This is a genomic window from Adonisia turfae CCMR0081 (assembly GCF_011009555.1).
GTDB lineage: Bacteria > Cyanobacteriota > Cyanobacteriia > Phormidesmidales > Phormidesmidaceae > Leptothoe > Leptothoe turfae.
In genome coordinates, this window is record NZ_QXHD01000004.1 from 4,500,235 (window position 1) to 4,526,162 (window position 25,928).

Below are 25,928 nucleotides of genomic sequence, written 5' to 3' on the forward strand. Positions count from 1 at the left end.
ACCTTCTAAAGCTGTGGGGTCATCTATGGCATGAATCGAGCTCCTGCCATTGGCTAGGAATTGTGATTGTAAAACAACTGCCTTGTCCAAGGGTACTTTGAACGTTGATTTTGCCTTGGTGAATATTGACGAGATGTTTCACAATGGACAGTCCCAGACCTGTCCCTGGACGTGTTCCAACGTTGGTGGCACGGTGAAAGGGCTCAAATAAATATTTCTGATCTTCTTTAGGAATTCCTATCCCTTTATCAATGACTCTAAACTGAATAGTGTCAGGTAAAAGCTCTAACTGAAAAATTATTTTGCTACCTTCGGGAGAATACTTAATGGCATTGGTTAGTAAGTTGGTCAGACTTTGTTGCAGAATCTTACTGTCTACTGGAGCATAATAGCTATGTTTTTGTAAGTGGGAGCGGGCATCTTGTACCACAAATTCGACGTGATGCTTTGGTGAACTCAGGCTAATTGTTTGCCCTAGTTGTTGGCTAAACTCAACAACATCTAGAGGGGTAGTTTTAAGCTGAATCTGATACGATTCAGCTTTGCTGACCACCAAAACCTCATCAATTAGCTCAGTCATATGATCGACATAGTTCAAGATGGTGTCTAAACATTGTTGTTGTTCGGTTTCATTGAGTTTGTTGCCAAATAGTTTTAACAGTTCTGCATTATTTGAAATTACGGTTAGAGGAGTTCGAAACTCATGGGAAGTGTTGGATACGAAGCGGGATTTCATTTCATTAAGCTCTCGTTCCCGCTCTAGCGATTTGATGATTTCAATTTCTACTTTTTTGCGATCGCTAATGTCCATGTTAATGCCAATTACGCGTTGATGTTCTCCTTTGTTATTAGGCTGGACTAACCCATTGGCTTTAATGTGTCGCACCTGACCATTAGGATGAATCACCCGAAATTCGATATCCATTTCTTTTTGCTCTTGAATGGCTTTTTCAAATTTAGCCTGTGCTTCTGCAAGATCGTTTGGATGAACCCGATTTGACCAATCAGTAAAATGTCCTGTGAATTCCTCTGGTGGAATGCCATAGAGTTCGCACATGCGACTATCCCAGGCCAACTGCTCGTTGATAAGATCCCATTCCCAAATGCCAAGACCACCAGATTTAACAGCTAAACTCAAACGTGTTGAAAGATTATAGAGTTGTGCTTCATTTCTTTTACGTTCACTAATATTGCGAAAAATCCCACGGGTATAAACTGTCTGATGATCAACGATGCGGCAGTTGACGTTGCCTTCAACTTCAATGACATGACCATTTTTAGTAACAAAACTAATTTCGACTTGCTCAAGCTTTTGTAATTGCCCTGTTTTTAGCTGTTGTATCAACGTTAAATAGTGTTCCTGATAATCTGGATGCAAAACATCCAGGATTGTGATGTGTTCTAAATCTTGGGCCGTATATCCCAATGTTTCCAACCAAGATCTGTTGACAAATTCGAACGAACCATCGGCGAGTGAGACACTCTGAATCATGTCATTAGCACTGTCAAAAATATCTTGCAATTGGTCCTGACTCTTGAGTAATAGGTCTGCAAGGGCTTGTCGTCGTTTGATTTCGGTTTGTAAATGTTCAACAGTTTTAGCTAAGGTTGTTGTGCGATCAGCAACCCGTTGTTCTAGTTCGCTAGTCAGTATCTGGAGTTGTCGGGCTGTTTGATAGCGTTCCAGCTCTGCACCAGCTCGGGCTCCAAAAATCTTGAGTAAATTGATCATCCATTGGTGATTCCTTAAAGGACGATCATGCATGATACATAGATTGCCAATGGAGGTGCCTGCACTATTACGCAGGGCAATGCCAAGGTAACTTTCTGCGTTTAAGCTGCTATACAGTTCACTTTCTGGATAAACACTGAGCAGTGAATCAGGTTGATGATATTGTCCTTGTTGAAGTGCTTGAATACAGCAAGGAAACTGTTCGTCCGGGTAAGCATCAATCGTTTGTAAGTGACCATCCGCACAAAATGCCAGGATTTCAAAACCATCTGATGTCGCCTCGGATATGCCTGCATACCGTACATCTAGAGCTGCGGTAATGTGTTGAACTAACTCCTGGAAAAAGTCGTGTTCTGTAACAGCTGCAGTACCTTCAACAATCTGACGCAATGATGCTTCTGTTTGATATTGTTTCTGTTCTGCAAGTTTACGTTTACTAATATCGCGAACAATGACTAGAACCTCTGTTGGGTTAATGGCGATAATCCGGGCTTCTTGCCAGCGTAGTTCTCCTCCAATATCAATTTCAAATTCATAGATTTGTACCTCGCCAGTTTCTAATGCCTGATATACATAAACCATGCGTTGTTGGGCGAGTTCTAACGGTAGCAGGTCATAAATGTTGACCCCACTATAGGCGAGGTCAGGCTGAATAAATCGAACTTCGTCAGACATTACCAGGTCGAGATAGTTACCTTCTGCATCCTGACGTATCATTAAATCTGGAATGACCTCAACTAATGCCCGATAGCGATTTTCACTAGCTTGCAAGGCAGCTTGTGCTTGCTGTTTTTCTGTGATGTCAGCTGCCATTGCGATGGCAATTCGCCGACCATCAGGGAGGTTGCCGAGTGAGGCTGAACTGAAATTCCAGATGCGCTGTTGCCCATCATGGGTCGTAATGGTAAAGTCTCCTTCTTCCAAACGAGATTTCAAACTGTACTGTTGAGAAACTATATTGCCCATCACACTGGCAGCCTGCTCACTATAGGCCCGCTCTATCCAGGCTTGGGTGGTGGGAATATCTGTGTGGGTATAGCCTGTAAGTTCTGTCCAGGTTGAGTTAATTTGTAAGACTTCGCCATCCTCGGCATGGATCATGATCGGTACCGGAGCGTCTGCGATTGCCCGTCGGAACCGTTGTTCGCTCTCACGTAGGTCCAATTCTGCCTGTTTGCGATCGCTAATATCTATCAGACTACCGACATAACTGCTAATTTTCCCTGCAAGACAACATTTAGGCTGGGCCTGCCCATAGACCCACTTCCCTGAGCCATCGGGCAATTGTAATCGAAACTCTTGCTGCCAGGATTGACCCATTTGTACAGCTTGTTGCCAGGTGGTTAGCACATTTAGGCGATCCTCTGGGTAAATCCCTTGTACCCAACCCTGACCTAAGGTTTCCTGACGGGAGATGCCAGTGAGTTCTGTCCAATATTCATTAATGTAAATGCATGCTCCAAAAATATCAGTTTGAAAGATGATTACAGGAATGATGGCAGCTAATGAGACATAGTGCTGGTCACTCTCATAGAAGCAAAGTTCTGTTTGTTGATAAGTCGCTAATTCACAGTGCGCTGCTTGTGGTCGTTCAGTATTGTGCGATTCTAGTAATTGCAACTTTTCAGTTTCCAGGCACTCGACCTGTTGCTGTAGCATACTGATCACGTCGACCATTTTTTCTGGATTCAAGACCTTGAACATTGTTGTTTGGGTCAAAATTCCAGCCAGACTACCATCTTCATGGATAATGACCAGATGTGTAATCCGACGTTCAGCCATAAGCTGATGCGCCTGCCATAGGTTAAGGTTAGGTGACGTACAAAAGGCGGGATGGCTCATCACGCTTTGGGCAGGGAGATGAGAAAAATCCAATAACAATGCCTGGGATTGAACAATATCGCCTTCGGTAACAATGCCAATGGGAAACGTCTGATTCTCAGTAGTTTCGGTAATGACGATACAACTGACCTGATGTTGACTCATCAACTGGGCAATTGATTCTAAGGTCGCAGTTGGCGCAGACTGAATGACATCACCAGTCATGGTGTCTACTGCTTGGTGTAGGCGTAATAAATTACTAATTTGCGGAGACTGGCGCAGCCCTTCACGGGTCATAATACCAACTAATCTGTCATCGTGATCAACGATAGGTAAGTGGCGAATACGGTGCTGTTTTAAGAGATTAACTGCGGCAAATAAGTCGTTAGCCTGTGTTTGATTGATGGCGATGAGCGGAGACGTCATCACTGTTTCAACGGTTTGCTCTGCAATCACTGTTCCCCGTGCCGCTAAACGCACAAGATCACGCTCAGTCACGATACCAATGGGTTTACCGTTGTCTAGGATCACGGCACAGCTTAGTACCAATGGGGGGAACTCAGGGGAGTCTTGATAGGACGAATTTTCAGGTGGTCTATGGGAGGGATTATTGGCAGGGAGGGTACAGTTTAGATCACAGGTTTGACGATCATGACTCATTAAGGCAACAACTTTGCTTAATGCTGTTTGTTTGCTGACCGTTAAGGGGTATCTTGTTGCCGCATCTGTGCAGTGCACTATTTCATTTGAAGCACTCCGGTTCGTAATGTCTCTAGAATCACTGGGAGTACCAACAGTCATTCTCAACACCTCAAAGAATTCACTCACTGAACTCTCCTTCTTATGGAAGAAGATTATCTGACCATGATCCTATTCACTATCTTTAAGTATTATTCCCTGATACTGGTGGCGTATCTCTAGGACGTAGCAGCAATGCATGGATAGCGTTTTATAGGCAAGTCTAATGTTGCCTCGTTTCAGCGAATGTAATCAGGGAGCGGCGCTAACCAGTGCTAAGGGTGGGTGCATATGCTCGTCTGTTTGTGAGTTTTGCACACAGGGCTGATGATAGTGACGTCACGGTTGCTAGAGTAGTCCTGAGTATCCACTTACGTATACAGCATTAGATTTCTATGTTTGCCCATGAAATATACTGACCTGTTAGACCATCCTGAAGGTGGTCGTTATCTTGAGGTCTACCGTTCTGCAACGATAGTTACCGCCACTGACAAAACGAGAACTGCCCTTACCCATATTTATTTTTCTCTGGAGCCCTATGAGGTCAGTCGCTTTCATCGTGTAAGCAATGACGAGGTGTGGAACCTTTATCAGGGGGAAGGAGTGTTTTTGTACCAATGGGACGGTCGTGCATCCACCATTGATGCCATTGAACTCTCAGCGAAGTCCATGAATTTCTGCCATGTGATTCCAGCGGGCTACTGGCAGGCTGCTGTTCCTATCAAAGATCGCGTGCTTGTAGGGTGCTCGGTTGCGCCTGGATTTGAGTTTGAAGACTTTGAGTTAATCGTGCCGGATTCAGGGACTGCTCAAGCATTGCTAAGGCTTGAGCCAGGTTTGTCTAAGTTGGTGTAGATCAGTCAATGCCAGGTAATTATGAAGAGGCTAAAGGACCCTCTCTGATGGTTACTATGGCAGATCTTGCCGCAGCAGAAATGGCTTTTAATGCCCTGGCAGAAAGATGCTTGATTGTTTGGGTATGTGAGGGATAGCGGCAGTGAAGTTCTTGTTGAAGTAGATAAACGATCACTGCCGTTGTGCTAAAAACTACTGCTGGCCATACTCTTCAATAGGGCCATTGTAGTCTAAGGTGATTGTGCGATCGCTACCAGTACCTTGCACCGTCACAATGCTGACAGTTGTATATTCTTCTGAAAGAACAACGTCAGTTGGGTCGCCCCCTCTGATGGTGAAGCGCCATGTTTCTGGGGCAATTACTTCGCAGGGAGATTCGATTGCAGCGCCATGCATAGCGCGTTCAGCACGATAATAATTTAAGCCACCGTTCGTGAACTCTGCCATTTGCCGAGCTTCATTCTTGGCGGCGTTCAGTGCTATCTGCTCTGCTTGTGTTGTAGAAGAGCAGGCTGTTTCAGTGGAAGCTTGCACGTCTACAGCTGGAACCTGGGCATTAGCCGCTCCTGTGATACCGAGAACTGTGCTTAAGATTAAGCTAGAAGATAGGATAATTCGCTTCATAGCAGGATTTTTCTGAAGATAGGGACCTGCTACAGGATACATCCTATACAAATTAAATCCGCACTGTTATCCATAGCTTTTATTTTTAAGTTACGTAGCAAGTTTTCAGCCCAGTTAAACCATTTGATTAGGAGAAAGCGAGGGTATCGTGAACCCTACTTTAATGATAGTGATCGCTTATACGCAGATTTGCATATGAATATTTGACATTCCTTGTTCATCACTTGCATCTTATTAAGGTAGGCGCAACTCACAACAAAAGTGTCTCATTTGTCCAATCTTTATACTTCACCTTCAGAATTGTTGTTTTCAAGTGTAATCCCTGCCTATGGTTGACTTAGTAAGCTCTTGTCATCTTGTTGAACTTCTCAATGGTTGAGATTTACGTTACTACATTATTATTTGGGAGAACTGGTAATGAGAAAACTGGGAGAATCTATTGCAGAACCCTGGATTGTTCACGTATATGGGCAAAATCGTAAGCTTCTGTGGGTCTTTGATGCGTCCCACGGCTGGCTGTTTTTCTTAGGCTGTTGTACAGGTTTGTTATTATCTATTGCTCATTTTAATCTCGCGCGCCCACCTGCAACGCCTACACCCATGTCTGATAATTACAGTAATCAAAAGCATACGCCCGCTTGGCAGGTGGACTAGTCGCATTGCTTCTACGTTTGGGAAAGGATAGATATTTCTCTTTTGTTTGCGATCGCGCACTGGAAAATATTTCAATTTTAAGGACAGGGAGTTGCCGCTCATTCCTGTCCTTTTTTTGACTGTACAAGAGCTTACCTACTGATAATTCGTAGTTTTAGAGGGTAAAATATTTTGTTCTCATAGATTAGAGTCTATTTTATTCGCGGTGGTACCTTTATTTTTCTATAATCAAACAAAAAGTGTTTGTATTGATCCATAAGCAAACCTTGTAATTGAGTTTTAACAATTTATTTGTGATTAATGCGAACAGAGGTTGTTTTTTGATGGTTTAAGTATAGAATTATGTATATCAAAGATTTAAGTCTCATAGATTTAGATCTATTCAATGGCGGTTGTTAGTAGTACATACTTCATTGAGCTGTTGGTGGCTAGTTGCAATCTGATTGTCGGGTGCCCTTACTGATCTGTTAAAGGCTCTTGCAGCCTTTGCATATGTGTTTATTTAAGGATTTTTGGATCTGTTCAAATGTCGAACATATTGTCCAAGGTTGTTGGATAAAAGGAGGTGTTGATGACGGATTTTACTAAGAGGGTCTCTCGTCGGAAATTTTTGTACACTACAGGTGCATCAACAGCAGGTGCCGTGCTGCTAAAAAGCTGTGTCGGTAATCCCTCCTCAGAAACAGCTAACGTGCCTGTTCCTGTAGCCATAAGAGATGCCCCAGAAACGACTGCTGTCAAACTCGGGTATATTCCTATTGTGGAATCAGCAGCGATGATTATCGCTCAAGAGAAGGGATTTTTTGCTAAATATGGGATGACTGATGTAGAACTCTCTAAGCAAGCGACCTGGGCTGCAGCAAGGAATAACGTCACAATTGGTTCAGAAGGGGGTGGTATTGACGGTGGTCAGTGGCAGATGCCCATGCCTCATTTAATTAGTGAAGGGATTATCACCAATGGGCAAAAAGTGCCCATGTATGTTTTGGCCCAGCTTAATACTCAGGGCAATGGTATTGCTATTTCCGGTATCCATGGAGGGCAAGGCTTAGGTTTGGATATCTCGGGAGCAGCTGACTATATTAAGAGTTTTCCCAGCAATGAAGGTCGTAAATTTAAGGCCGCCCATACGTTCCCCAATGTAAATCAAGACTTCTGGATTCGTTACTGGTTTGCGGCTGGAGGAGTAGACCCTGATAACGATATTGATTTATTGACTGTACCCCCTGTTGAGACAGTAAAAGGGCTGCGTAATGGTACGATGGATGCCTTTAGTACCGGTGATCCATGGCCTTATCGTATTGTTGCTGACAAGATTGGCTTTATGTCTTGTCTCACCCATGAATTATGGGGATTTCATCCAGAAGAGTATCTAGCACTGCGGGCGGACTGGGTTGATGCTAATCCCAACGCCACAAAGGCATTGCTAAAAGGTCTGATGGAAGCACAGCAATGGTCTGATGATCCAGCGAATCGTCCTGAGCTAGTGCGGATTTGTTCTGGTCGTAATTATTTCAACGTCTCGGTGGATATTCTAACGCCCCCTTATGAAGGTGGCTATGCGATGGGTGATGCTAAGGCAGATTTTAAGGATGTCAATGTGGGTCCCCTTTACTGGACTGACCCCAGAGGTAATGTCTCATATCCATACAAGAGTCATGATCTGTGGTTTTTGACTGAGATGTTACGCTGGGGATTCCATCAGAATTTCATTAGTGATTTTGATACGATTCAGCGGATCATTGATCAGGTGAATCGGGAAGATATTTGGCGAGAAGCAGCCCAGGAAGCTGGATTTGACGGTATTCCCAGTGACATGTCCCGTGGTGTTGAAACCTTTTTTGATGGCATTAAGTTTGATCCTACTAATCCTCAAGCTTATTTGGATAGTTTGACAATCAAGCGGATCTAATGGGTGTCTGAAGTCTCTTAAAACCAGCATTTAGACTGGGAGATTTTTGTTTTACGTGTTCTATAGTCAACCAGGGAGATAATTTAATCATGATGGTTAATCAGATGCGACTGCATATCTCAATAGTTTGTTATTGTGGCGCGACTTTATTGTTGCATAGGTAATTACAGAGGAACAGTAATTGATTGAAACATCTGCTTAGGTAAGTGGCCTAGCATCCAGCTGAATATAAAGAATTTACCCTCCCTCTGGGTTTACAAAGTTTGGGGAGAAGCGTCTCCTAGAAGCACCGGACTCCATAACTTCTCCCCTTTTCTCATGTCCTGCTGTTAGGTTTTTCATAGAAGAACCTGAAACAGCAGAACAGCTTCGATAGGTGAAACTACAGACACCACGGAAGGTTGCGACTGTATTACTCACGGAACTTGCCTATTTAGCCCCCTGTTTGATGTCTGTACATACAGACTACATGCGTTCCAATACTGGCATGCCCAGGAGTGAAAGTCCTAGTTTAAGGGTACGAGCTGTCAGATCACACAGCATTAAGCGCGAAGTCCGCTGCGGTTCTTCTGCCTGTAACACTGAGCATCGATCATAGAATTGGTTAAACTTTTGGCTGAGTTCAAATAGATACTGACACAATCGGTTGGGGTATAGATCTCGCGCTACTTCCATCACGGTTGTGTCAAGTTCTAATAGATGTTTGGCTAGGGCCAGTTCTGAGTCATCCTCCAGGAAAATAGGGGCATCGCCTAACTGAGTAAAGTCGATGTTGCCCTTGCGGCTAATGCCCTGGACTCTTACATAGGCATAGAGCATGTAAGGTGCTGTATTTCCCTGAAGGGCCAGCATTTTATCAAAGCTGAAAATATAATCACTGGTGCGGTTTTGACTGAGGTCGGCATACTTAACGGCACCGATACCCACAGCCGTAGACACCGTTTGGATAAACTCTGCCGATTCGTCCCGGTTTTCCTCGGTAATCCGTGTTTGTAAATCTGTTTCTGCTCGGGTGACAGCTTCATCTAGCAGGGACTTGAGCTTAACGGTTTCACCGGAACGGGTTTTCAGTTTTTTACCATCTTCTCCTTTAACCAGGCCAAAGGGGACATGCACTAGGTCCACACCTGCGGGGATCCAATGGGCACGATTGGCTACTTGGAAGACTTGGGCAAAGTGGTTTGCCTGTCCTGCATCGGTAATGTAGATGACTCGCTGGGCTTTTTCGTCGATGGTGCGTTGGCGGATAGCGGCAAGGTCAGTGGTGGCGTAGTTAAAACCGCCATCAGACTTTTGCACAATCAATGGTTGAGGATTACCATCTTTATTGGTAAATCCTTCTAGGAAAACAACCTGGGCACCCTGGTCTTCTTCTAACAAGTTAAGAGACTTAAGATCTTTGGCAACATTTTCAAGTAAGGGATTATAAAAAGATTCTCCTCGCTCTTGAATGGTAATGTCTAAGCGATCATAAATCTTTTGAAACTCTTTTCGGGATTGTTCACAGAGGAGCTGCCATGCTTTTCGGGCATTTTCTTCTCCGGACTGGAGATCAACAACGGCTTCGCGAGACGTGGTTTTAAAGTCTTCATCGTCGTCAAAGCGCTTTTTGGCTTGTTTGTAAAACTCTACCAAATCACCGATATCCACTGAGGATGATTCGGTGATCGCTTCAGGGCATACATCCCTCAGATGGGTGATCAGCATGCCAAACTGGGTGCCCCAGTCGCCCACGTGGTTTAAGCGCAATACATCATGACCAAGAAATTCTAGGGTGCGGGCGATACATTCGCCAATGATGGTGGAGCGCAGGTGGCCCACGTGCATTTCTTTGGCGATGTTGGGACTAGAGAAATCAACAATGGTCCGCTGAATTGGGTCGGCAGTGGGGACGCCCAGGCGATCGTCTGTATAAACCGTTTTGAGCTGTGCTTGCAGGTACTCGGTTTTGAACTTGAGGTTGATAAAACCAGGCCCAGCAATTTGGGGCTCTTCGCAAAGGTCGTCGAGGGTGAGGTTTGCGACAATTTTGGTTGCGATCGCACGCGGCTTGTCTTTCAATCGCTTGGCCAGTGACATGGCCACATTAGCTTGGTAGTCACCAAATTTAGGATTATTCGTCGGCACCAGGACCGGATCGGTACCTGCCAAATCGGGGCCAAAAGCACTCACAAGGGCTGTTTGCAGGCGATGTTTTAGATCGTCGAGGGTGGATAACATGGACACCAATTTGTAACGTGTTTCAGATTGGTCAGGAGCATGAAGACCCCTGAACCCTTAGGCTGCAACCTCTGGCTGGCAAAGCCAATGTGATGTGCAAGCAACCTATAGCCTATCAACTCCTCTTACACATTGCGCTACATCATTCATTCGTAGTCGGAAAAAACTTTGGCCTATAGGGGGTTGTCAAGCGTATTTATGTTGGTTTATCTGGGAGTAACAGCCATTTGACCAGGAATGCATCCCACTGACATTGTGGTCTGTGATCATACCTGGCTACGTGGCTGTCAGCCCCCCTGTGACAGGATTTTTGTTGAGTATTGCCCCATGACTATGTTTTCTGGTTTTCCTTATTTATGGCGATTGAGTTTGACGGCATTAACAGCGAGCACCCTGACGTTGACTAGTTGGGTGTCTTTGGCTGCTATGGATGTCTGTGGCACAGCTGCATTGGCCAGGAGTACCAGGGAATTTGGCCGTGATGGTCGGCATGGCCGTGATGGTAGAGCCGGTCGTAATGGTCGGGATGGCGCTGACCAAACCGTTCGAGCAACGGGTCAACCCCTGAATTTGAATCTATCCGGGACCGATGGAGAAGACGGTGGCTTTGGTGAAAACGCTGAGTGGTTGCGGTGTCGACGTCAGCCCCGCGATGAGCGCCATGATTTGAATGCTGCCGATGGTGGCAATGGCGGTCATGGTGGCAATGGCGGTCGTGGTGGCAATGGCGGTACCCTGACGGTTCAATACACTGACCCCAGTCACCTACGACAGGTTTTAGCAATGGCAGGCGGGGGACGCGGTGGTCGTGGTGGTCGTGGTGGTGATGGTACCTATGGTTGTGAATGTGACGACGAACGCTGGACCGTTAAAGTTTGTGAAAACGGCACCTGCCGAGAAGAAGAGTACGAATGTAATGATGGCCGCGATGGTGCAGATGGCCGCAACGGTGCCGACGGCACAGCGGGTAACATCGGCAAGCTGGTCCTCATCAATCAATTAGAGCCCTTACCCCAAGCAAATCCTGAACAGTCCCATTCAGTTTCCAGTCTGGCGAATAAAACCGTTACTTTGTCCCGTAACCTGTGGGAGACCCGCAGAGGATCGACAAACCTGCTGGCTCCTGGGTCTGTCATTGCCGATGAATATCAGGCCTATAAAGGATTTATTGATCGACAATTTACCCTTGATTGGCAGGCTTCCCAAGACTTGCAAGCCTTTACTGAAACGATAGATTTAACATTACGACCCAATGGTCAAGTCGATATTGATTTTCCTGAAGAGTATTGGCTATTGGGAGAGACCGTAGAACAAGAGACCCTAACTACTTACCGAGTAGATGGCATTGTGCCTGTGGCGGACGTAACCCAGCTTGCCATGGGTCGCGTTGATGGTCGCAGCCGTACCTTTGAAGTGAACGTGGTCGATCTGGCCCAGCGTTCTGATGTGTTAGACACACGCTTTGAAGTTCGCTATAGCACCTCAGGCAATGACGGTCGCCGTCGTCGTTATGACGTAGAGTTTGATGGCCCCGTGCCAGATGACTTGGTGCAACAGGACCATAACCGGTTTACCTTAGCCCTGGGCCGATTGCCCATTGCCTCCCAGCTTCTCAGCGGCGGCACCCGGGCTCAAGTGGAGCTCAAGATTATTCGTTCCTATGGGAGTAATGTTGCAGAGCAGACATTGACCTGGAAGGGACAAATTTAGTCACTCTGGATACTACCTTGCAAAAGAGACGGATAGTTTAGGGTTGTTGTTCTTGTCGGGTTAGCATCGCTTGGCACCCATAGTTCAGCCATAGATAATTGCTGAAGCATTAGGTGGTAACAGCTATGGGCACAGCAAACCGCTGTTGCTGCAGCCTCTCCTTTGGAGATATGCAGTCAGCGGTTTGCTATAAAGGTCACAGCCGATTGATCGGCTTGCCTGTGCCTGACTAATTATCCAAGACTAGTCATGGTCTCAGCATGATTACTGGCTGTTGCAGGAATCTGGAAGTAGGCATCTACCATGTCAATCTGACTGCCGTCCACTTTGTTAGCAGAACCATGTTCAATCAGAACGTTACCGTGCTGATATACAGGGGTTTCTTCAAAGCTGGTGTTGAGGCTGGTGATACCTTGAGAGCCTAGGGTAATCAGTTCTCCCTCATCAGTTGTGTGGTTCTCATTGGCATCTTGCCAAAGAATTATGCCACCCGTAAGAATCTCTTGATTACCAATGAGACCGTCACCATTGGTGTCAAATGTCTGTAGTTTGGCAAAACCTTCACCCACTTCACCACCAAACAACTCAGAAATATCGTCGATGATGCCATTCTCGTTGTTATCTACGGCGAGGAATGCATCAGCACCGGAGAGCCAGCCAGATTCAATGGCAGTGCCTGTGCCTAAAAGGTCAAAGGTCCCAATTGTTGCACCCATAGCAGTGGTTTGAACGCCATCACCATTCAGATCAAGGGCAATGGGGCTAAAGAAGTCGTAGTGGGTGCGATCGCGAATCGAAACATCGATATGATCGCCACATAGCTTGTCAGCATCACCGGATACCAGACTAACCGAAAAACGTTCAGTACCCTCATAGTAACCATTGCGCGTGGGGGCATCCCAATCAACGGTGACTTTTTCCTTCCAGGTTTGCACATGGAAGGTTTCAGACTTGGTTTGACCGGCAGCGACTTTAACCTGAATCACGCCATCGTAGTCTTTATGACCATTCTGGTCATAGACTGTATAGTCCCAGCTAGCATCGCCAGGGCCAATGGCTTTACGATCGTCCCCGGTGTAACCAGCGCGACCTTGGGCGATATAACCATAGGTCTTTTTAATCACCCGACCCCAGCGGTTACGAGTATCGTAATAGCCACCCCACATGATGTCTTGATAACCTGCACGGTAATCAGTCGTCATTTTGGCAGAGCCACTGTTTACTTGAACTGTGAAATAGCGATCAACATCACTAACACCATCGAGTTCAACAAAGTAACGTCCTTTTTTGCCTTCATTGATACCCTCTGTACCTACTAACTTGGCACAGACTGCTGTTTTCACTAACCCTGCATCTAAGGTGGAGTTATGTTCACCAGCGGCTAAGGTGACTATTTGAGTCATGCCATTGTCAGGATTAGCGTCGGAATCAATAGCATCGTTGTTGCTGCCGCTGCTAGCAACCAACTTAATGTCATCCAAACGGGCTCCACGACCATAGTTTTGAGCGATACCAGTGGATAAAAATTCCAGCTGTTTTGTGGTGCCGTCACCCTCAAATGTAACGGTATAGGTTTTCCAGTTGAGCCCTGAACTCTGAGTGCCATCTTCTTTGACCTCTAGAAGTGTTGCACCATCTAAACGAACCTCTAGGGCATTGACATCGGCATTGTACCCTGGTCGGGCTGCTGACTGGAATGTGAGGGTATATTGCTTGCCTGTTTCAGTCGCAATATTCCGATAAATTTGACTGGTATCATTGTAATAATTCAGTCTGTCATCATTCAGTTCGATGTGGTTGTTCCCATCTGCTGAGTGGTTATAGTGCAGCTCAAGATAACCGTCTTTTGACCGCCATCCTTCTAGGGGTGCTTTAATAAAACTGCCATTGCTGACGCTTTCAAAGCTGGACTCAAAGACGACTTCCTCTGTTGTCATGTCATCAGCATTAGCTTGGGTAAATGTATAACCCTGGGGTAAGTGAGAGAATGTGACTTTATATTCTTCACCCGCATTGAGGTTTGTGAAAGCGTAATTGCCGTTAGCATCAGTGACAGTTTCAGCCGTGGTGTCGTCAGCATTCCCAATGATGCCATCTGCACCACCGCCCGTCAGGGTGACTTTGACATCTGCAACGCCTTGTTCACCCGCATCTTGTATGCCATTTTTATTGGTGTCGTACCAAACGCGATCGCCCAGGCTTGCAGTTGCTTCAGATACAATTCCTGCATCAATGGTGCTGTCGTACTCACCAGGGTCTAGGGTGATTTTGTGAGTAAGACCTGTGGTTGTATCTGCATCTGAATCCAGGGCATCATTACCGGTGTTGGCATCGGTAAATTCAAATCCATCAGGTGTTTCAAACTGAACTTTATAATCACCAGCAACAACGGTGAAATGATACTCACCATTGCTATCAGTAGTGGTAGAGTCGATCACCTCATCAGCTTCTATAGTGCCATCACCATCAACATCGGTTAGTAGATTAACGGTTGTTCCTGCAACCCCCACTTCTGTCACATCTTGAATGCCATTACGGTTGCTGTCAACAAATACTTTATCGCCTAGCTTGGCTAGCTCAATAGCCGCAAACTGGACCTGTGCATCAGGTGCACCATCACCATCTGTATCGGGAACAATAATAATCCCCATTTTTTGACCATAGCTCGGAACAAACCCCTCACCATTGGCACGAGCTGCTGCAACAATCTCATCTACTCGTTCCTGTTGCCAGTAGTCCCCTTCTTCACCAATGCCACCAGCGGTAGAGTTTTCATCATCAATTAATGTCCAAACAGCCCTCTGTAGGTCTGCCCAAGTGTAATTCCCAGAACCACTAGGAGAGGTTTGCTGAGTAAAATCCTGATTGATAATCCAGTTTAGTAAGTCTAGATTTTCAGGTTTTTCGATGAGACCCTGCCCCACTAATTCATCGGGTAAGGGTTCGTAGCTGGAATAAACTTTGGCAGAATAGCTACTCCCCACTTCATTGGTGTTGGCATCGATGATACCGTTGAAGTTTTCATCTACACCAAACCCAATATCTCGGTCGCTATCGATACAAAAGCCACCGTATGTGCCATTTAAGACACCTCCATCTTCAATCACAAGATCCACATATGTTGAATCGTTAGGATCGTTAGGATCACTATAATGACGGTGAATACGATTGATAGCCTTCAATGTTAGCTGCTCAGGCAAAGCAGCACTTAGAGATTTGATATCCATTTAAATCGTGTTCCTTGGTGTGTTGAATTTGCTAGCAAGATGGTGAAGCGAGAGCAGTTCTTGACGGCTTACACCTACTACTGGTTCAGGCAAAAGAAGGTCCGCCAATTCAGCTCAACAAAGAGATGCAACCTTGTATTTTTGGCAGGCAGATCAGTTAACTTCTTCAACATTGGCAGATGCCCATTGAGAAGCTATTGCAGATTTAAATAATCTGGAAAATGGGCTTTAACGATAACTAAAGCTAACCATGCCAGGACGTAGAAACTCTGTCAGTTTCTGAATCTTATGGAGGTCCCCCTAAGACTCGAAGATATAGTTGTTGCATATGCTGTGGCAATAAACAAGATATGCACGAATTTGAAGCTGTATGCTGGTAATGAGGTGTTCGAACGCAAAGAAAGTTGTTGACATCCTTTGTTTTATCTTGTTTATGTGCACTTGGAGCATAGTAACTGTTTCGCTGTCACATCACTAATATAATGGTTATTTGTATGTAACTCTTTAAATATAATACGAAGCATAAGTGGTTCCTCTATGAACTCAACAACAAAACTTGGTTTGCTTCGGTGCGAAGGATACAGTCTTCAAAGAAGATAATATTGATCTTTGAAAAGGCTTTTGGGGTAAATGTTTCCTGTATTCAGATCTTTTAATACACTACAAAGTATTTTGATTCTTTTGTGAACTCAGCAATTAAAGTTGTTTCTACTGATTTGAATGGCAAGATGTTAACGATTTCTCGTGCTAAGTTGCTGTGTTTCTTCAACCGGATAAATCTCTATTTTTGTCTCTGTTTTTGTAATGTTGAATTAATGGTGCCTTTTGAATCGTGCTTATAGGTTGATTATCTATGATATTTGCGTTGCATGCATATTTGAGTGCGTATGGGCCATCAAAGGTGTGACGAATTGATCCCATGGCCTGCTAGCCAGCCTGTTGTCCAGGCACTTTGGAAGTTGAAACCACCGGTAATGCCATCAATATCTAGAATCTCTCCTGCAAAGAAGAGTCCAGGACAGAGGCGGCTTTCCATGGTTTTAAAGTTAATCTCTTTGAGGCGAACGCCGCCGCAGGTGACAAACTCTTCTTTGAATACGCCCTTGCCTTGGAGGGAGTATTCTCCTTGGCAGAGCTCTTGGGTGAGTTTGTTGATGGCTTTGTTAGATAATGTTGTCCATTGGGCTTGGGGATCAATTTGGGCGCGTTGGACAAAATAGGTCCAAAGACGTTTGGGGGCCGGTGTGGGATTGTGATTTGCGATCGCACGTTTCCCCCCTTCCTCCCTAGCAGTTTGCAGCAGTGCTCGCACATTATCCTGTGTCAGCTGGGGCAACCAATTAATTAGTACAGTGCCCTGGTACTTCTGCTCGTGGAGGGCACGCGCACCCCAGGCCGATAGTTTCAAAACGGCTGGACCGCTTAGACCCCAATGGGTGATCAGCACCGGACCTGTTTGGGAAAGGGGTTTCTTTTGGCCCGGCAGTTTGAGTTTTACCTCTACGGGGTCCATGGAGAGGCCGCTGCGCTGCCTTAAGGCGGCATCTTTAATGGTGAATGTAAACAGAGAGGGAACCGGTGGCTCAATGGTGTGGCCCAGACTTTTGGCAATGCGGTGTCCCTGGGGACTACTGCCGGTGGCCAGGAGGATGCGATCGCACTTCACATTGCCCTCCTTTAGCCCCACTAAAAAACCTGGTTCTGTTGCGCTTACCTGTTTTACAGGCGAGCGAGTTTTGATGATGATGCCTGCTTTCAGGGCAGTTTTTATCAAGCAATCGACGATGGTGGCAGAGTCATCGGTCACGGGAAACATGCGTCCGTCCGCTTCTGTTTTGAGTTTGACGCCATGGTTGCGATACCAGTCAACAGTGTCTTGGGGCTGAAACCGAGAAAATGCGCCGCGCAATGCTTTGCCGCCACGGGGATAGTTCTGCACCAGTTGGCTAGGTTCAAAGCAGTGGTGAGTGACGTTGCAGCGGCCACCGCCGGAGATGCGCACCTTGGCTAGACACTCGGGACCGGCTTCATAAAGGGTGACGATGGCGTTGGGGGTGGCATGGGCGGCTGCGATCGCGCCAAAAAAACCTGCTGCACCGCCACCAATGACTATTACTCGTTGCTTTTCCACGCTCTGGCTATACCTAACAATGGTGGGCAAGGCTGATTCTGACGGACAATGTTTCTGTAGATGTCAGGCATTGACCACACTACATGGTTTTGAATCGTTTCTGTTGCCTGATGGGTCGAGGGTATCCATGGGACATGGGACGCATTGATGGAATTTACCCTCATTCATAAGAAAATTTACATTTTGTACTTTTATTAGCTTATATTAATGAATGTGAAGGCATCTCAGATTTCTTTAGTAGAAGTCAGGATGCTAAATAGTGATGATTGCCTTGGCTGTCTAAGACCTTGAGGGTTTTGGACAGCCAATTTCTTTATTGGGGGTATTGTTACAAAAAATATAAATTATTTCAAAACGTAACAGATGAAGCATGACTACTAAAGGTCAGATCCGTTGCACTCAGCCAATGTAGACAGGTCGCTAGCTTGGTCTCAACCCATGCAGACATGGCCGCTGGCTGAGCGCAGTCGCAGCCAGCAAGTGGGGCTATAGTGAGCTAAATTTGACGCCAAAGATTGCTCTTCGCTTGCCACCCATGGCTAATCCCCTGTCACCCGATAACTACCGCCGATTTTTACAATCCCTCAAGGATCGTATTCGCTCGGCCCAGGTTAAGGCAGCCTTAGCCGTCAATCAAGAATTGATTCTGCTCTATTGGCAGATTGGACGTGAAATTTTAGACCGTCAACAGCAAGAAGGTTGGGGCACTAAAGTCATTGATCGCCTCGCTAAGGATCTCAAACGCGACTTTCCTGAAATGACTGGCTTTTCGTCCCGTAACCTCAAGTACATGCGTTCCTTTGCCGATGCCTACCCTGATGCTCAGCTGGTGCGCCAGGTGTTCTCACAAATTCCCTGGGGCCATAATGTCCGACTGTTGGATGCCCTCAAAGATCCTGAAGAGCGTCTTTGGTATGCGCGCCAGACCATTGAGCATGGCTGGAGTCGCAATGTGCTGCTTATGCAGATTGATCAGGGGCTACACCATCAGAAAAGCGCAGCCATCAACAATTTTGAGCGTACGCTGCCGCCGGACCAGTCCGATCTGGCTAAAAATCTCATTAAAGATCCCTACAATTTTGACTTTCTAACCCTGGCAGCCGATGCTCAAGAGCGGGACCTGGAGCAATCTTTGTTAGGCCACATTCGAGATTTTTTGCTAGAGCTAGGTGTGGGCTTTGCCTTTGTGGGTAGCCAATATCCCATCCAGGTGGGTAGCAAGGAGTATGCCATTGATTTGCTGTTTTACCACCTGAAGCTACGCTGCTTTGTGGTGATTGACCTGAAGCTAGGTGAGTTTGAACCGGAGTTTTCCGGCAAGATGAACTTCTTTGTCTCGGCAGTCGATGATCTGCTGCGTCATGCAGATGACCAGCCTACGATTGGCATGATTTTGTGCAAGTCCAATGATGCGACGGTGGCGGAGTATTCTTTGCGGGATGTCAACAAGCCGATTGGTGTGGCCACCCATCGGCTGGGGCGTGAGCTACCGGCGGATTTGCAAGGGACGCTACCCACCGTCGAAGAACTGGAGCAACAATTGGACAATGCGCAACTCCCTGGGACGAGTTGAGTGAGTTGTGAGCGATCCTATCAGTTAGGATGTCGTATCAGACTATGGTTCAGGGCCGTATGGTTAACCCCTAGAAAACCCAACACTCAAAATTCAAAAGACTAATGTTTGAGGGCTCTATCTAAACTCACAGCCCCTGCACCAGCATCAATCACCATGAGCAGTCCACCGATCAGGCCTAAGTTCTTGAGAAATGAATTGATCTGAGTAGGGTCTGCTACGAAATTGTGAAACATGAGCGACGCTGGAATTAGAAACAGAACCAGCAGCAGTGCGCCAATTTTGGTCTTGTAACCCAGGAGTAATGACAGGCTCCCCAGGAGCTGAAAAGTGATGGTTGCAGCCGCTAATAGACTGCCAAGGGGCAAACGCTGACCCAGCATGTCAGCAAAATCAGAAAAGCCCATCAGATGATTAATGCCTGCTTTTAGAAAGATCAGCGCTAAGCAAACACGGGCGGCAAGGGGTAGATACTTCATAGGTCAGATTGGGTGGTTTTGTATTGCTTTGGGACTAAATATAAAAACAAATACCACCAGACGAAAATCACGAATGCAACAGGTGTTGTAATCCACCAGCGATGCAGCCATGTCCAGCTAATTGTAGGGATAGCCAGGCCAGTTAAAACGATGGACCAGGGTTGGCACCACCAAGGTTTTAGCTGCCATAGGGATTGGGGGTTTTTGGATGTTTCCATGGATAACTCAAGACACCACACATGCTTAGGGTAGCTTGGGCCGCTTACCGCTATGGCAAAAAAAAAGCGGTTGAAACAGCGTAAAGCTGTCTCGCCCGCTCCTTGTTAACCCACCCCAGGAGCTGCCCATCATAAAACAGACAACCCCGGTTCTGAAATTGCCAGCATCGACAGACACTAGCAAAACCTAGGAAGCTCAGTAGCAGGCATTGCCCTGGTAACGAAGGGTTAATGCACTGACTTGCACATTTCTTGCCTAAACATCTGTACCTTTCAATGTTTCACAACTGGAAGAAACGTGTTGAACTATCAACTTGAGTTAAGAATCCCATGGAAAGATAACAAATAGGTGTAATTACTTATTTTCTTTATAATTGCTCCCTATTGGTAGTCCTTGATACTTTTTTCATTTCTTCCTAGGTAGGATTAAGGTAAGCCTGAACTCAGGGTGATGTTTTTTGGGGATGTTACTGATGACTGATTTAGATCGTGCCTACGATGTCAGTAACCTGGACTTTTATCGTCATTACCATGGTAAGCAGCTTTATTATCGATGGGAGGGAACGGTGTGGTGGCGACTGTCACCTGAAGCGCCGTTAGAGAAGATAGTTGCGATCGCAGGCATGAATGCCACCAAAGTATTCCTTTGCTCTGGTGAAAATGGCGAGTATGGCCACCGTATTAATCGAGAGCTAGGCCTCTATTGCGATCTAGACACTGGCGATGTACTTACCCAGTGGCAACCCTTTCCCAATCGGCCACCCGTATCCGTAGTACCCATTGCCAACCGAGTTGTGCAGGGAGATGTCAGCCCCAAAACGACGACGATTCCTGCGGGGCAACCTTACCTGAAGAAAGTCCAGGAGATACCCCTCACCTATCCCCATCCCCTGGCTGACGATCCTCAGTATCGCGAACATTGCCCTGGGCCTACATTTCAAGGCACCGAATATTTCACAACCTACGCTGTCCGCCCTGGAGTGACAGCGCCCACCCCCCTTTGGGCTCGCGATTGTCCCTGGCTCCCATGGATGAAGATGGGTTATGAGCATCCTGCTCGTCTGAGATTTGAAACCACCATTCAGCGAGTGGAAACTTTTGAAGAACTCAATCCAAAATTAATTGAAGTAATTCGTCAGCGTGTACCTATTTATGAGCACACCCCAGATACCATCGACGAACCCAACGTTACCAGTACGACTTATTTCAAAAAATATTTTGATGCCTATCAAGCAGGTGAAGAATTTCCCATTAGGGAGGCTGAATAATAAGTCGACAAGACCTGGCTAGGGAGATTAGGCGAGTTTAGAATAGAATTTCTAGTAATAGGCGTTTGTCCCCCTAGGGGGCATTGAGAGATCAGGGTAACAACGTTTCAATTAGATGGCTGTTTGAGGAAGAACTATGTCTAGAAACTGGTTGTTGCATGTGGCTGTTTTCCCACTCTTGTTAGGGGGAGTTGCTTGTACCCAGTCACCTGAGGCTAAAGTCGGCACCCTAGAATTAAGGGCTAATGGTGAAGACTTTATTCGACAGGGGTTTACTAGTAAAGATGGCTGGCAAATTGAGTTTGACCATGCCTATACCAATATCCAGGATGTTGTTGCTTACCAGACATCGCCTCCTTTTAATCCAGATGCTGATGTAGAAATTACAGCTCAAACCAATACTGTGCTAGCAGACGCCGCCAATGTGGATCTAGCTGAGGGGGATGCAACTGCTGCACCCATTTTGGTAAAACAGGTAGAGACGCCAGCAGGTCGCTATAACGCTCTATCTTGGAAGCTAGTTTCAGAGGGGGAACCATCCTTGGTCTTAATCGGAACAGCAACCCGTGATGGTGAAACCATTCCTTTTGAAATTGCCATGAATCCGTCGTTAGAATTCTTCTGCGGCGATTTTATTGGTGATGAGCGTAAAGGGATTTTAGATCCTGAAGGAACGGCAGATGTGGAAGCCACGTTTCACTTTGACCATCTGTTTGGTGATATTGATATACCTGCAGATGAGGTCCTCAATCGCGGGGCGCTGGGATTTGACCCGTTTGCGGCTTTAGCACAAGATGGTGTTGTTAATGTAACTCCTGAAGACTTGGAAGCAAGGCTGACCAAGGTGGAGAAACTTCAGCTCGCCGACATCTATAAAGGCTTAGGACACGTAGGAGAGGGACACTGCCGCGCAGAGGAAATCTAAGGCAACTGTAGGTTAGATGCGTTCTGTTATAATGCACTGTTGCCCAGTGAGTTCTGGCTCCGGATGATTAGTCTAGTGAATCTTTAAGCTGAACCACTCGGTATGGACCCATATAAGAAGCCTCCATGCACACTATGGCGCATGGAGGCTTCGGTTTAGATATAAAGGGTCAAGTAGTACAAGTTTCTGTCTACTTAGATATACGGTTCGCTATAGGAGGTTATTCCATACTATGCTTTGTCCGCGAACCCACTGTATGTTGCGATGGTTTGTATACACCCTTTTTCAGCACAAGCCTATCGTCTCCTCACACAGTCATCAATTTTTAGTCGTATGTGTCAGCGATCACTGTGAAATGCTCCGATAGAGTATTAACTAAAGGATTCTGAGGAGATAGTGCACCGTTGTCCAGTGAGTTCTGACGCTGGATAATTGGTCTAGTGAATCTTGAAAGTGTAACAGCACCCAAAACAATCAACTGAAGAGTTCTTCTAAATTCAACACAACTTCTAATTAGAGTTGTTTTATGTAAGGTGAACCTACTATAAACAGGGCTCTCTATTGCAAGTGAGAAGAGGTGTCAGTGATTCGTTTGGGTGCTGTCTTTGACCCGTCAAACGATTCTATCGAGATATCTATTGTTAGACCTCCTTTCGTTATGACCATGAGCCTTTCAGCCCATGTCCTTAGGATATTCCGACAATGTTTGAAAAACTCTTCTCTGATACAAACGTTAATGTTGTTATTTGTCATTGTTTTCCCTGTGAAGCAGTGAGATAACTCTATGGAGTGTGATAGTTGATGGTGTTGCTTGCCGTGATATCACTATTTTTGGGGTTTTTGTTGCACCCACTGCGATACGCCTTTGGCTGCGTCCTGATAGTCCTTGAGCGCTATTAACACTCCATTCAGCTTTTCTTGTGAATTTACTTTGTTCAGATTAGAGAAGGCTGACATCGCTTGCTTTAGCTGACGATCTGCGATCGCAAGTATGGTTTTTCGTTTTGCTAATTCTGGTTCATATGGATCAATGGGCATTGTCTTTTCCTTAAAACTGAGTGGATCATCAGAATTATTCAGTCATATTTTCCCAGCATCAGGTTCCATTAATTTAAAAAAAGCCCCTACCAGTAGGGTAGAGGCTCTAGAGTGTGTGTTGTAGGGAGAGTCTGAATAGAAAAGGGTGCCCTGAAATAATGAAGCATTTCACAGATTACGGAGTCTGCACCGGGCATCCAGAATTTTTAGTCGGAGCACCGCAACAGTTCGGCCCCAGGCACCCAAGCTTGTCAACCTGAGCACCGCAACAGCTCAGCAATCTGTTAGCGGACGGACTTAGTACGAGCATCTAGAGCATCGAGGCGTGCTTCCTGGATGTTATCAACAGCTTTGGTACGAGCATCCAATGCTTCCAAACGAGTAGCTTGGATATCCTCAACCGCTTTAGATTGGTTGTTAAGGTGCTCAAGACGTAGCTTGTGAACACTGTTCTTAGTGCGAGCATCCAGGGCGTTGAGCCGAGTCTCTTGGATGTTATCAACGGCTTTGGTGCGAGCGTCCAGCGCATCTAAGCGAGCAGCTTGAATGTTATCGATAGCCTTAGTGCGGGCATCCAGGGCGTCAAGGCGAGCGGCTTGGATATCTTCGATAGCCTTGGTTTGGTTGTTAAGGTGCTCAAGGCGTAGTTTGTGGACGGAATTCTTAGTGCGGGCGTCTAGCGCTTCGAGGCGAGCGGACTGAATATTGAAGCTAGCGGGCTCAGCGGCGGCAGCGATGGGTGCGATCGCAGCGGAGGCAACGAGAACAGTTAAAGCGGAAAGAAGTGTGCGTTTCATGGTTAAAGCTCCTTATGAATTCGTGAAGTGTGTTTACTTGCTTCATTGATTACAAGGATGCCGGGGCTACCTGAACGCTATCTGACCGTAAACTGAAGGTTGCTTAAGGGGTTTCTGAATTTGGCTGAGGAAATGTAGTGATATGGGTCACAAGGGTGATTGTGGGTTGTGTTGGCGGAGCCGCTCCAGCGGAGCATCGCAACTGCCCAATATCTATTCAATATAAGAAGCCCCCACAGCTACTAAGACCCATGGAGGCTTCGAGTTAAATATAGAGGGTGCCTAAATAAATTTAGGTAAGTAATACAGAGTTCTGTCTACTGAGGTATTTTGTGTCTGCGATTACAGCTTTAAATCACAACAGCACCCAGAACAATCGACTGAGGGACTCTTCTAAATCAAACAAGACTTTTTAGAGTTGTTGTATATCAGGCGAACCTATTATCAACAGGGCTCTCTAGTGCAAGTAAGAAGAAATATCAGTGATGTGTTTGGGTGCTGTTTTTGAGTCGTCGAACGATTCTATCGAGCTATCTATCGTTAGACCTCCTTGTGTAGCAGCTATGAGCTTTTCAACTCATGTGTACAGCATATTCCTGTAGTGCCTCAAAATCTCTTCTCTGATACAAATGGTAACGTTGTTATTTGTCTCTGTTGTTTCTGCTGACCAGTGAGTTAAGTCTATGGGATGCTAAGGATCATGATGATGATGCTTACAGATAGGCTGTGATTACGGAAACGCGAGAGCTGTTTGATTGCAGTGTACGTGAGTGAGCTTTACCAGATGACTGGGGTTAAGGCGAATAAACGGCATACGCTGCCTCAGCCTGTTCAAGAGGCTTAGATAAGGTTTGGCAGGTTGCAAAAGTGTTGGTGTACACTATGCTGTCCTACATGATTAAACCGGTTGATCTAAGTCCTATTACTCAGGTAATGGTGGCCCTGGCTCGGTAGGATTGGCAGATCGGTCACTATGGAATTACTTACTATGGTTCGGTTGAAGGCACAGATCACTTTACTCGGATTATTCACCGCTAGTTTGCTTGGCAGTTGCAACCCTGTCGTAACGAGTCGCCAAGCTGAAGAATCAGCCCCATCTGCTGCAACACAACCATCGAATATCGAAACGTCTGATGCTGAGTATCAATTGGCCAATACACCGCCAGACTCACCTGCTACGGGTTTTAGTAGACCTAAACGTCAATGTTATCGACTAGACACTGATCGCCTGACAACTAACCTGCGTTTGACCATTGACTATCAGCGCCAAAGCATTCAAGGGGATGCCCGCTCTGCAGCACAAAATGATGAGGCAGGGAATTATGCCACCTATGCCCAGTCATTTTCAGGCAAGCTAGCCGATAATCAAGGGAAAATGCGGGTATTTACCTGGAGTGAACATGATTTTCAAGCGGATGATGAGACCTGGAGCTTTACAGATGATACGCTCACGATTGGTAAAGATGTGCTTAACCTGACGGACTGTCAGTTAGTTAGCCAAGCTTTTCAGGATTTCAATGGTTTAGAAGCCAGTGATCTGCTTGATGACATAAACACTGGCCTGACAGAATCAGTCCGATTTGCACCAGGAACCAGCTCCATTACGCTAAGCAATAGCGCTCTCCAGGGTAAGCAGAATGTTTACTATTTGAGGGTAGATGGGGGGGAGCAAATGAATTTGTCCATCAAGTCACTGGAGAACAATGTGCTCTTTGATGTGATTTCTCCGAGCCGTTATATTCTGGCCAATAAAGCGAAAGAAGAAACCATTCTGTTGCCCCATCCGGGAGACCATATGGTGATTGTTGGTGGGTCGCGAGAAAATGCTACTACCTATGAACTCACCATTGATATTGAATCGGCAGCTGCACAGTAACTCAATGCAGTCCTATATGGTGTTAATCACAATCATAGGCTTTGCATAAAAATCCCCTGACATCGCTGCCAGGGGGGCTGTACTTTAAGAGAATTTGAGAGATAGGAGAGCTAATTCTTTCTCTGGTGTA

At 46.0% G+C, this 25,928-nt stretch carries 17 protein-coding genes; 8 read left to right on the plus strand and 9 right to left on the minus strand.

Features of this window, described 5'->3' with window-relative positions; translation table 11 throughout:
• Positions 1–19 precede the first annotated feature (19 nt).
• A complete protein-coding gene (locus DXZ20_RS23360) occupies positions 20–4,354 on the minus strand; it encodes a PAS domain S-box protein (protein ID WP_163701184.1) in 4,335 nt (1,444 codons plus the stop codon).
• A 342-nt stretch (positions 4,355–4,696) separates the two neighbouring features.
• Between DXZ20_RS23360 and DXZ20_RS23365 the strand changes: the two genes are divergently transcribed.
• Complete coding sequence (locus tag DXZ20_RS23365) at positions 4,697–5,146, plus strand: cupin domain-containing protein (protein ID WP_163666113.1); 450 nt, start codon at positions 4,697–4,699, stop codon at positions 5,144–5,146.
• Positions 5,147–5,338: 192 nt separating this feature from the next.
• Here DXZ20_RS23365 and DXZ20_RS23370 read toward each other — a convergent pair whose 3' ends face one another.
• Complete coding sequence (locus DXZ20_RS23370; RefSeq protein WP_163666115.1) at positions 5,339–5,770, minus strand: MDR/zinc-dependent alcohol dehydrogenase-like family protein; 432 nt, start codon at positions 5,768–5,770, stop codon at positions 5,339–5,341.
• A 417-nt stretch (positions 5,771–6,187) separates the two neighbouring features.
• On the opposite strand from DXZ20_RS23370, the gene DXZ20_RS23375 reads away from it, so the two are divergent.
• Positions 6,188–6,424 (plus strand): hypothetical protein, encoded by a 237-nt coding sequence (locus DXZ20_RS23375; RefSeq protein WP_163666117.1) that lies wholly within the window; start codon positions 6,188–6,190, stop codon positions 6,422–6,424.
• Between the two features lie 571 nt (positions 6,425–6,995).
• Complete coding sequence (locus tag DXZ20_RS23380) at positions 6,996–8,336, plus strand: CmpA/NrtA family ABC transporter substrate-binding protein (protein ID WP_163701187.1); 1,341 nt, start codon at positions 6,996–6,998, stop codon at positions 8,334–8,336.
• Between the two features lie 465 nt (positions 8,337–8,801).
• Here DXZ20_RS23380 and argS read toward each other — a convergent pair whose 3' ends face one another.
• On the minus strand, positions 8,802–10,556 hold the full coding sequence (gene argS / locus DXZ20_RS23385) for an arginine--tRNA ligase (protein WP_163701189.1): 1,755 nt from the start codon (positions 10,554–10,556) through the stop codon (positions 8,802–8,804).
• 327 nt (positions 10,557–10,883) lie between these two features.
• On the opposite strand from argS, the gene DXZ20_RS23390 reads away from it, so the two are divergent.
• Positions 10,884–12,266 carry a collagen-like protein gene (locus tag DXZ20_RS23390; RefSeq protein WP_163701192.1) on the plus strand — a complete coding sequence of 461 codons (1,383 nt, stop codon included), beginning with the start codon at positions 10,884–10,886 and terminating at the stop codon, positions 12,264–12,266.
• Between the two features lie 233 nt (positions 12,267–12,499).
• Here the strand turns inward: DXZ20_RS23390 and DXZ20_RS23395 are convergent, their stop codons facing one another.
• Together DXZ20_RS23395 and DXZ20_RS23400 are read right to left on the minus strand one after the other, a co-directional pair.
• The gene (locus tag DXZ20_RS23395; protein ID WP_163701195.1) at positions 12,500–15,493 is read right to left on the minus strand and encodes an SdrD B-like domain-containing protein; all 2,994 of its coding nucleotides are present in this window, start codon (positions 15,491–15,493) and stop codon (positions 12,500–12,502) included.
• Positions 15,494–16,388: 895 nt separating this feature from the next.
• On the minus strand, positions 16,389–17,624 hold the full coding sequence (locus DXZ20_RS23400; protein ID WP_163701198.1) for an aminoacetone oxidase family FAD-binding enzyme: 1,236 nt from the start codon (positions 17,622–17,624) through the stop codon (positions 16,389–16,391).
• Positions 17,625–18,159: 535 nt separating this feature from the next.
• On the opposite strand from DXZ20_RS23400, the gene DXZ20_RS23405 reads away from it, so the two are divergent.
• Positions 18,160–19,197 (plus strand): PDDEXK nuclease domain-containing protein, encoded by a 1,038-nt coding sequence (locus DXZ20_RS23405; RefSeq protein WP_163701201.1) that lies wholly within the window; start codon positions 18,160–18,162, stop codon positions 19,195–19,197.
• A 101-nt stretch (positions 19,198–19,298) separates the two neighbouring features.
• Here DXZ20_RS23405 and DXZ20_RS23410 read toward each other — a convergent pair whose 3' ends face one another.
• Together DXZ20_RS23410 and DXZ20_RS37720 are read right to left on the minus strand one after the other, a co-directional pair.
• The gene (locus DXZ20_RS23410; protein ID WP_163666130.1) at positions 19,299–19,676 is read right to left on the minus strand and encodes a DoxX family protein; all 378 of its coding nucleotides are present in this window, start codon (positions 19,674–19,676) and stop codon (positions 19,299–19,301) included.
• A complete protein-coding gene (locus DXZ20_RS37720; protein WP_250565892.1) occupies positions 19,673–19,894 on the minus strand; it encodes a DUF6737 family protein in 222 nt (73 codons plus the stop codon). Before DXZ20_RS37720 ends, DXZ20_RS23410 begins: the two co-directional genes overlap by 4 nt.
• Before the next feature lie 473 nt (positions 19,895–20,367).
• On the opposite strand from DXZ20_RS37720, the gene DXZ20_RS23415 reads away from it, so the two are divergent.
• Positions 20,368–21,162: a DUF1838 family protein gene (locus DXZ20_RS23415; protein WP_163701203.1), complete on the plus strand. Its 795-nt coding sequence runs from the start codon at positions 20,368–20,370 to the stop codon at positions 21,160–21,162.
• A gap of 136 nt (positions 21,163–21,298) precedes the next feature.
• Positions 21,299–22,087: a DUF4382 domain-containing protein gene (locus tag DXZ20_RS23420; protein WP_163701206.1), complete on the plus strand. Its 789-nt coding sequence runs from the start codon at positions 21,299–21,301 to the stop codon at positions 22,085–22,087.
• 825 nt (positions 22,088–22,912) lie between these two features.
• On the opposite strand, the gene DXZ20_RS23425 is transcribed toward DXZ20_RS23420, so the two are convergent.
• Together DXZ20_RS23425 and DXZ20_RS23430 are read right to left on the minus strand one after the other, a co-directional pair.
• On the minus strand, positions 22,913–23,125 hold the full coding sequence (locus DXZ20_RS23425) for a hypothetical protein (protein ID WP_163666140.1): 213 nt from the start codon (positions 23,123–23,125) through the stop codon (positions 22,913–22,915).
• Positions 23,126–23,409: 284 nt separating this feature from the next.
• Positions 23,410–23,922, minus strand: coding sequence for a hypothetical protein (locus DXZ20_RS23430; protein ID WP_163666141.1), 513 nt, complete (start codon positions 23,920–23,922; stop codon positions 23,410–23,412).
• Positions 23,923–24,895: 973 nt separating this feature from the next.
• Here DXZ20_RS23430 and DXZ20_RS23435 point away from each other — a divergent pair.
• Positions 24,896–25,798, plus strand: a complete 903-nt coding sequence (locus DXZ20_RS23435; RefSeq protein ID WP_163701209.1) for a hypothetical protein — start codon at positions 24,896–24,898, stop codon at positions 25,796–25,798.
• The last annotated feature ends 130 nt before the right edge of the window (positions 25,799–25,928 follow it).

What these genes read in the sequence shown, in the direction of transcription:
- DXZ20_RS23360 (WP_163701184.1), bottom strand. Translation starts at nt 4,354, where the DNA reads ATGACTGTTGGTACTCCCAGTGATTCTAGAGACATTACGAACCGGAGT.
- DXZ20_RS23365 (WP_163666113.1), top strand. Translation starts at nt 4,697, where the DNA reads ATGAAATATACTGACCTGTTAGACCATCCTGAAGGTGGTCGTTATCTT.
- DXZ20_RS23370 (WP_163666115.1), bottom strand. Translation starts at nt 5,770, where the DNA reads ATGAAGCGAATTATCCTATCTTCTAGCTTAATCTTAAGCACAGTTCTC.
- DXZ20_RS23375 (WP_163666117.1), top strand. Translation starts at nt 6,188, where the DNA reads ATGAGAAAACTGGGAGAATCTATTGCAGAACCCTGGATTGTTCACGTA.
- DXZ20_RS23380 (WP_163701187.1), top strand. Translation starts at nt 6,996, where the DNA reads ATGACGGATTTTACTAAGAGGGTCTCTCGTCGGAAATTTTTGTACACT.
- argS (WP_163701189.1), bottom strand. Translation starts at nt 10,556, where the DNA reads ATGTTATCCACCCTCGACGATCTAAAACATCGCCTGCAAACAGCCCTT.
- DXZ20_RS23390 (WP_163701192.1), top strand. Translation starts at nt 10,884, where the DNA reads ATGACTATGTTTTCTGGTTTTCCTTATTTATGGCGATTGAGTTTGACG.
- DXZ20_RS23395 (WP_163701195.1), bottom strand. Translation starts at nt 15,493, where the DNA reads ATGGATATCAAATCTCTAAGTGCTGCTTTGCCTGAGCAGCTAACATTG.
- DXZ20_RS23405 (WP_163701201.1), top strand. Translation starts at nt 18,160, where the DNA reads ATGGCTAATCCCCTGTCACCCGATAACTACCGCCGATTTTTACAATCC.
- DXZ20_RS23410 (WP_163666130.1), bottom strand. Translation starts at nt 19,676, where the DNA reads ATGAAGTATCTACCCCTTGCCGCCCGTGTTTGCTTAGCGCTGATCTTT.
- DXZ20_RS37720 (WP_250565892.1), bottom strand. Translation starts at nt 19,894, where the DNA reads ATGGAAACATCCAAAAACCCCCAATCCCTATGGCAGCTAAAACCTTGG.
- DXZ20_RS23415 (WP_163701203.1), top strand. Translation starts at nt 20,368, where the DNA reads ATGACTGATTTAGATCGTGCCTACGATGTCAGTAACCTGGACTTTTAT.
- DXZ20_RS23420 (WP_163701206.1), top strand. Translation starts at nt 21,299, where the DNA reads ATGTCTAGAAACTGGTTGTTGCATGTGGCTGTTTTCCCACTCTTGTTA.
- DXZ20_RS23425 (WP_163666140.1), bottom strand. Translation starts at nt 23,125, where the DNA reads ATGCCCATTGATCCATATGAACCAGAATTAGCAAAACGAAAAACCATA.
- DXZ20_RS23430 (WP_163666141.1), bottom strand. Translation starts at nt 23,922, where the DNA reads ATGAAACGCACACTTCTTTCCGCTTTAACTGTTCTCGTTGCCTCCGCT.
- DXZ20_RS23435 (WP_163701209.1), top strand. Translation starts at nt 24,896, where the DNA reads ATGGAATTACTTACTATGGTTCGGTTGAAGGCACAGATCACTTTACTC.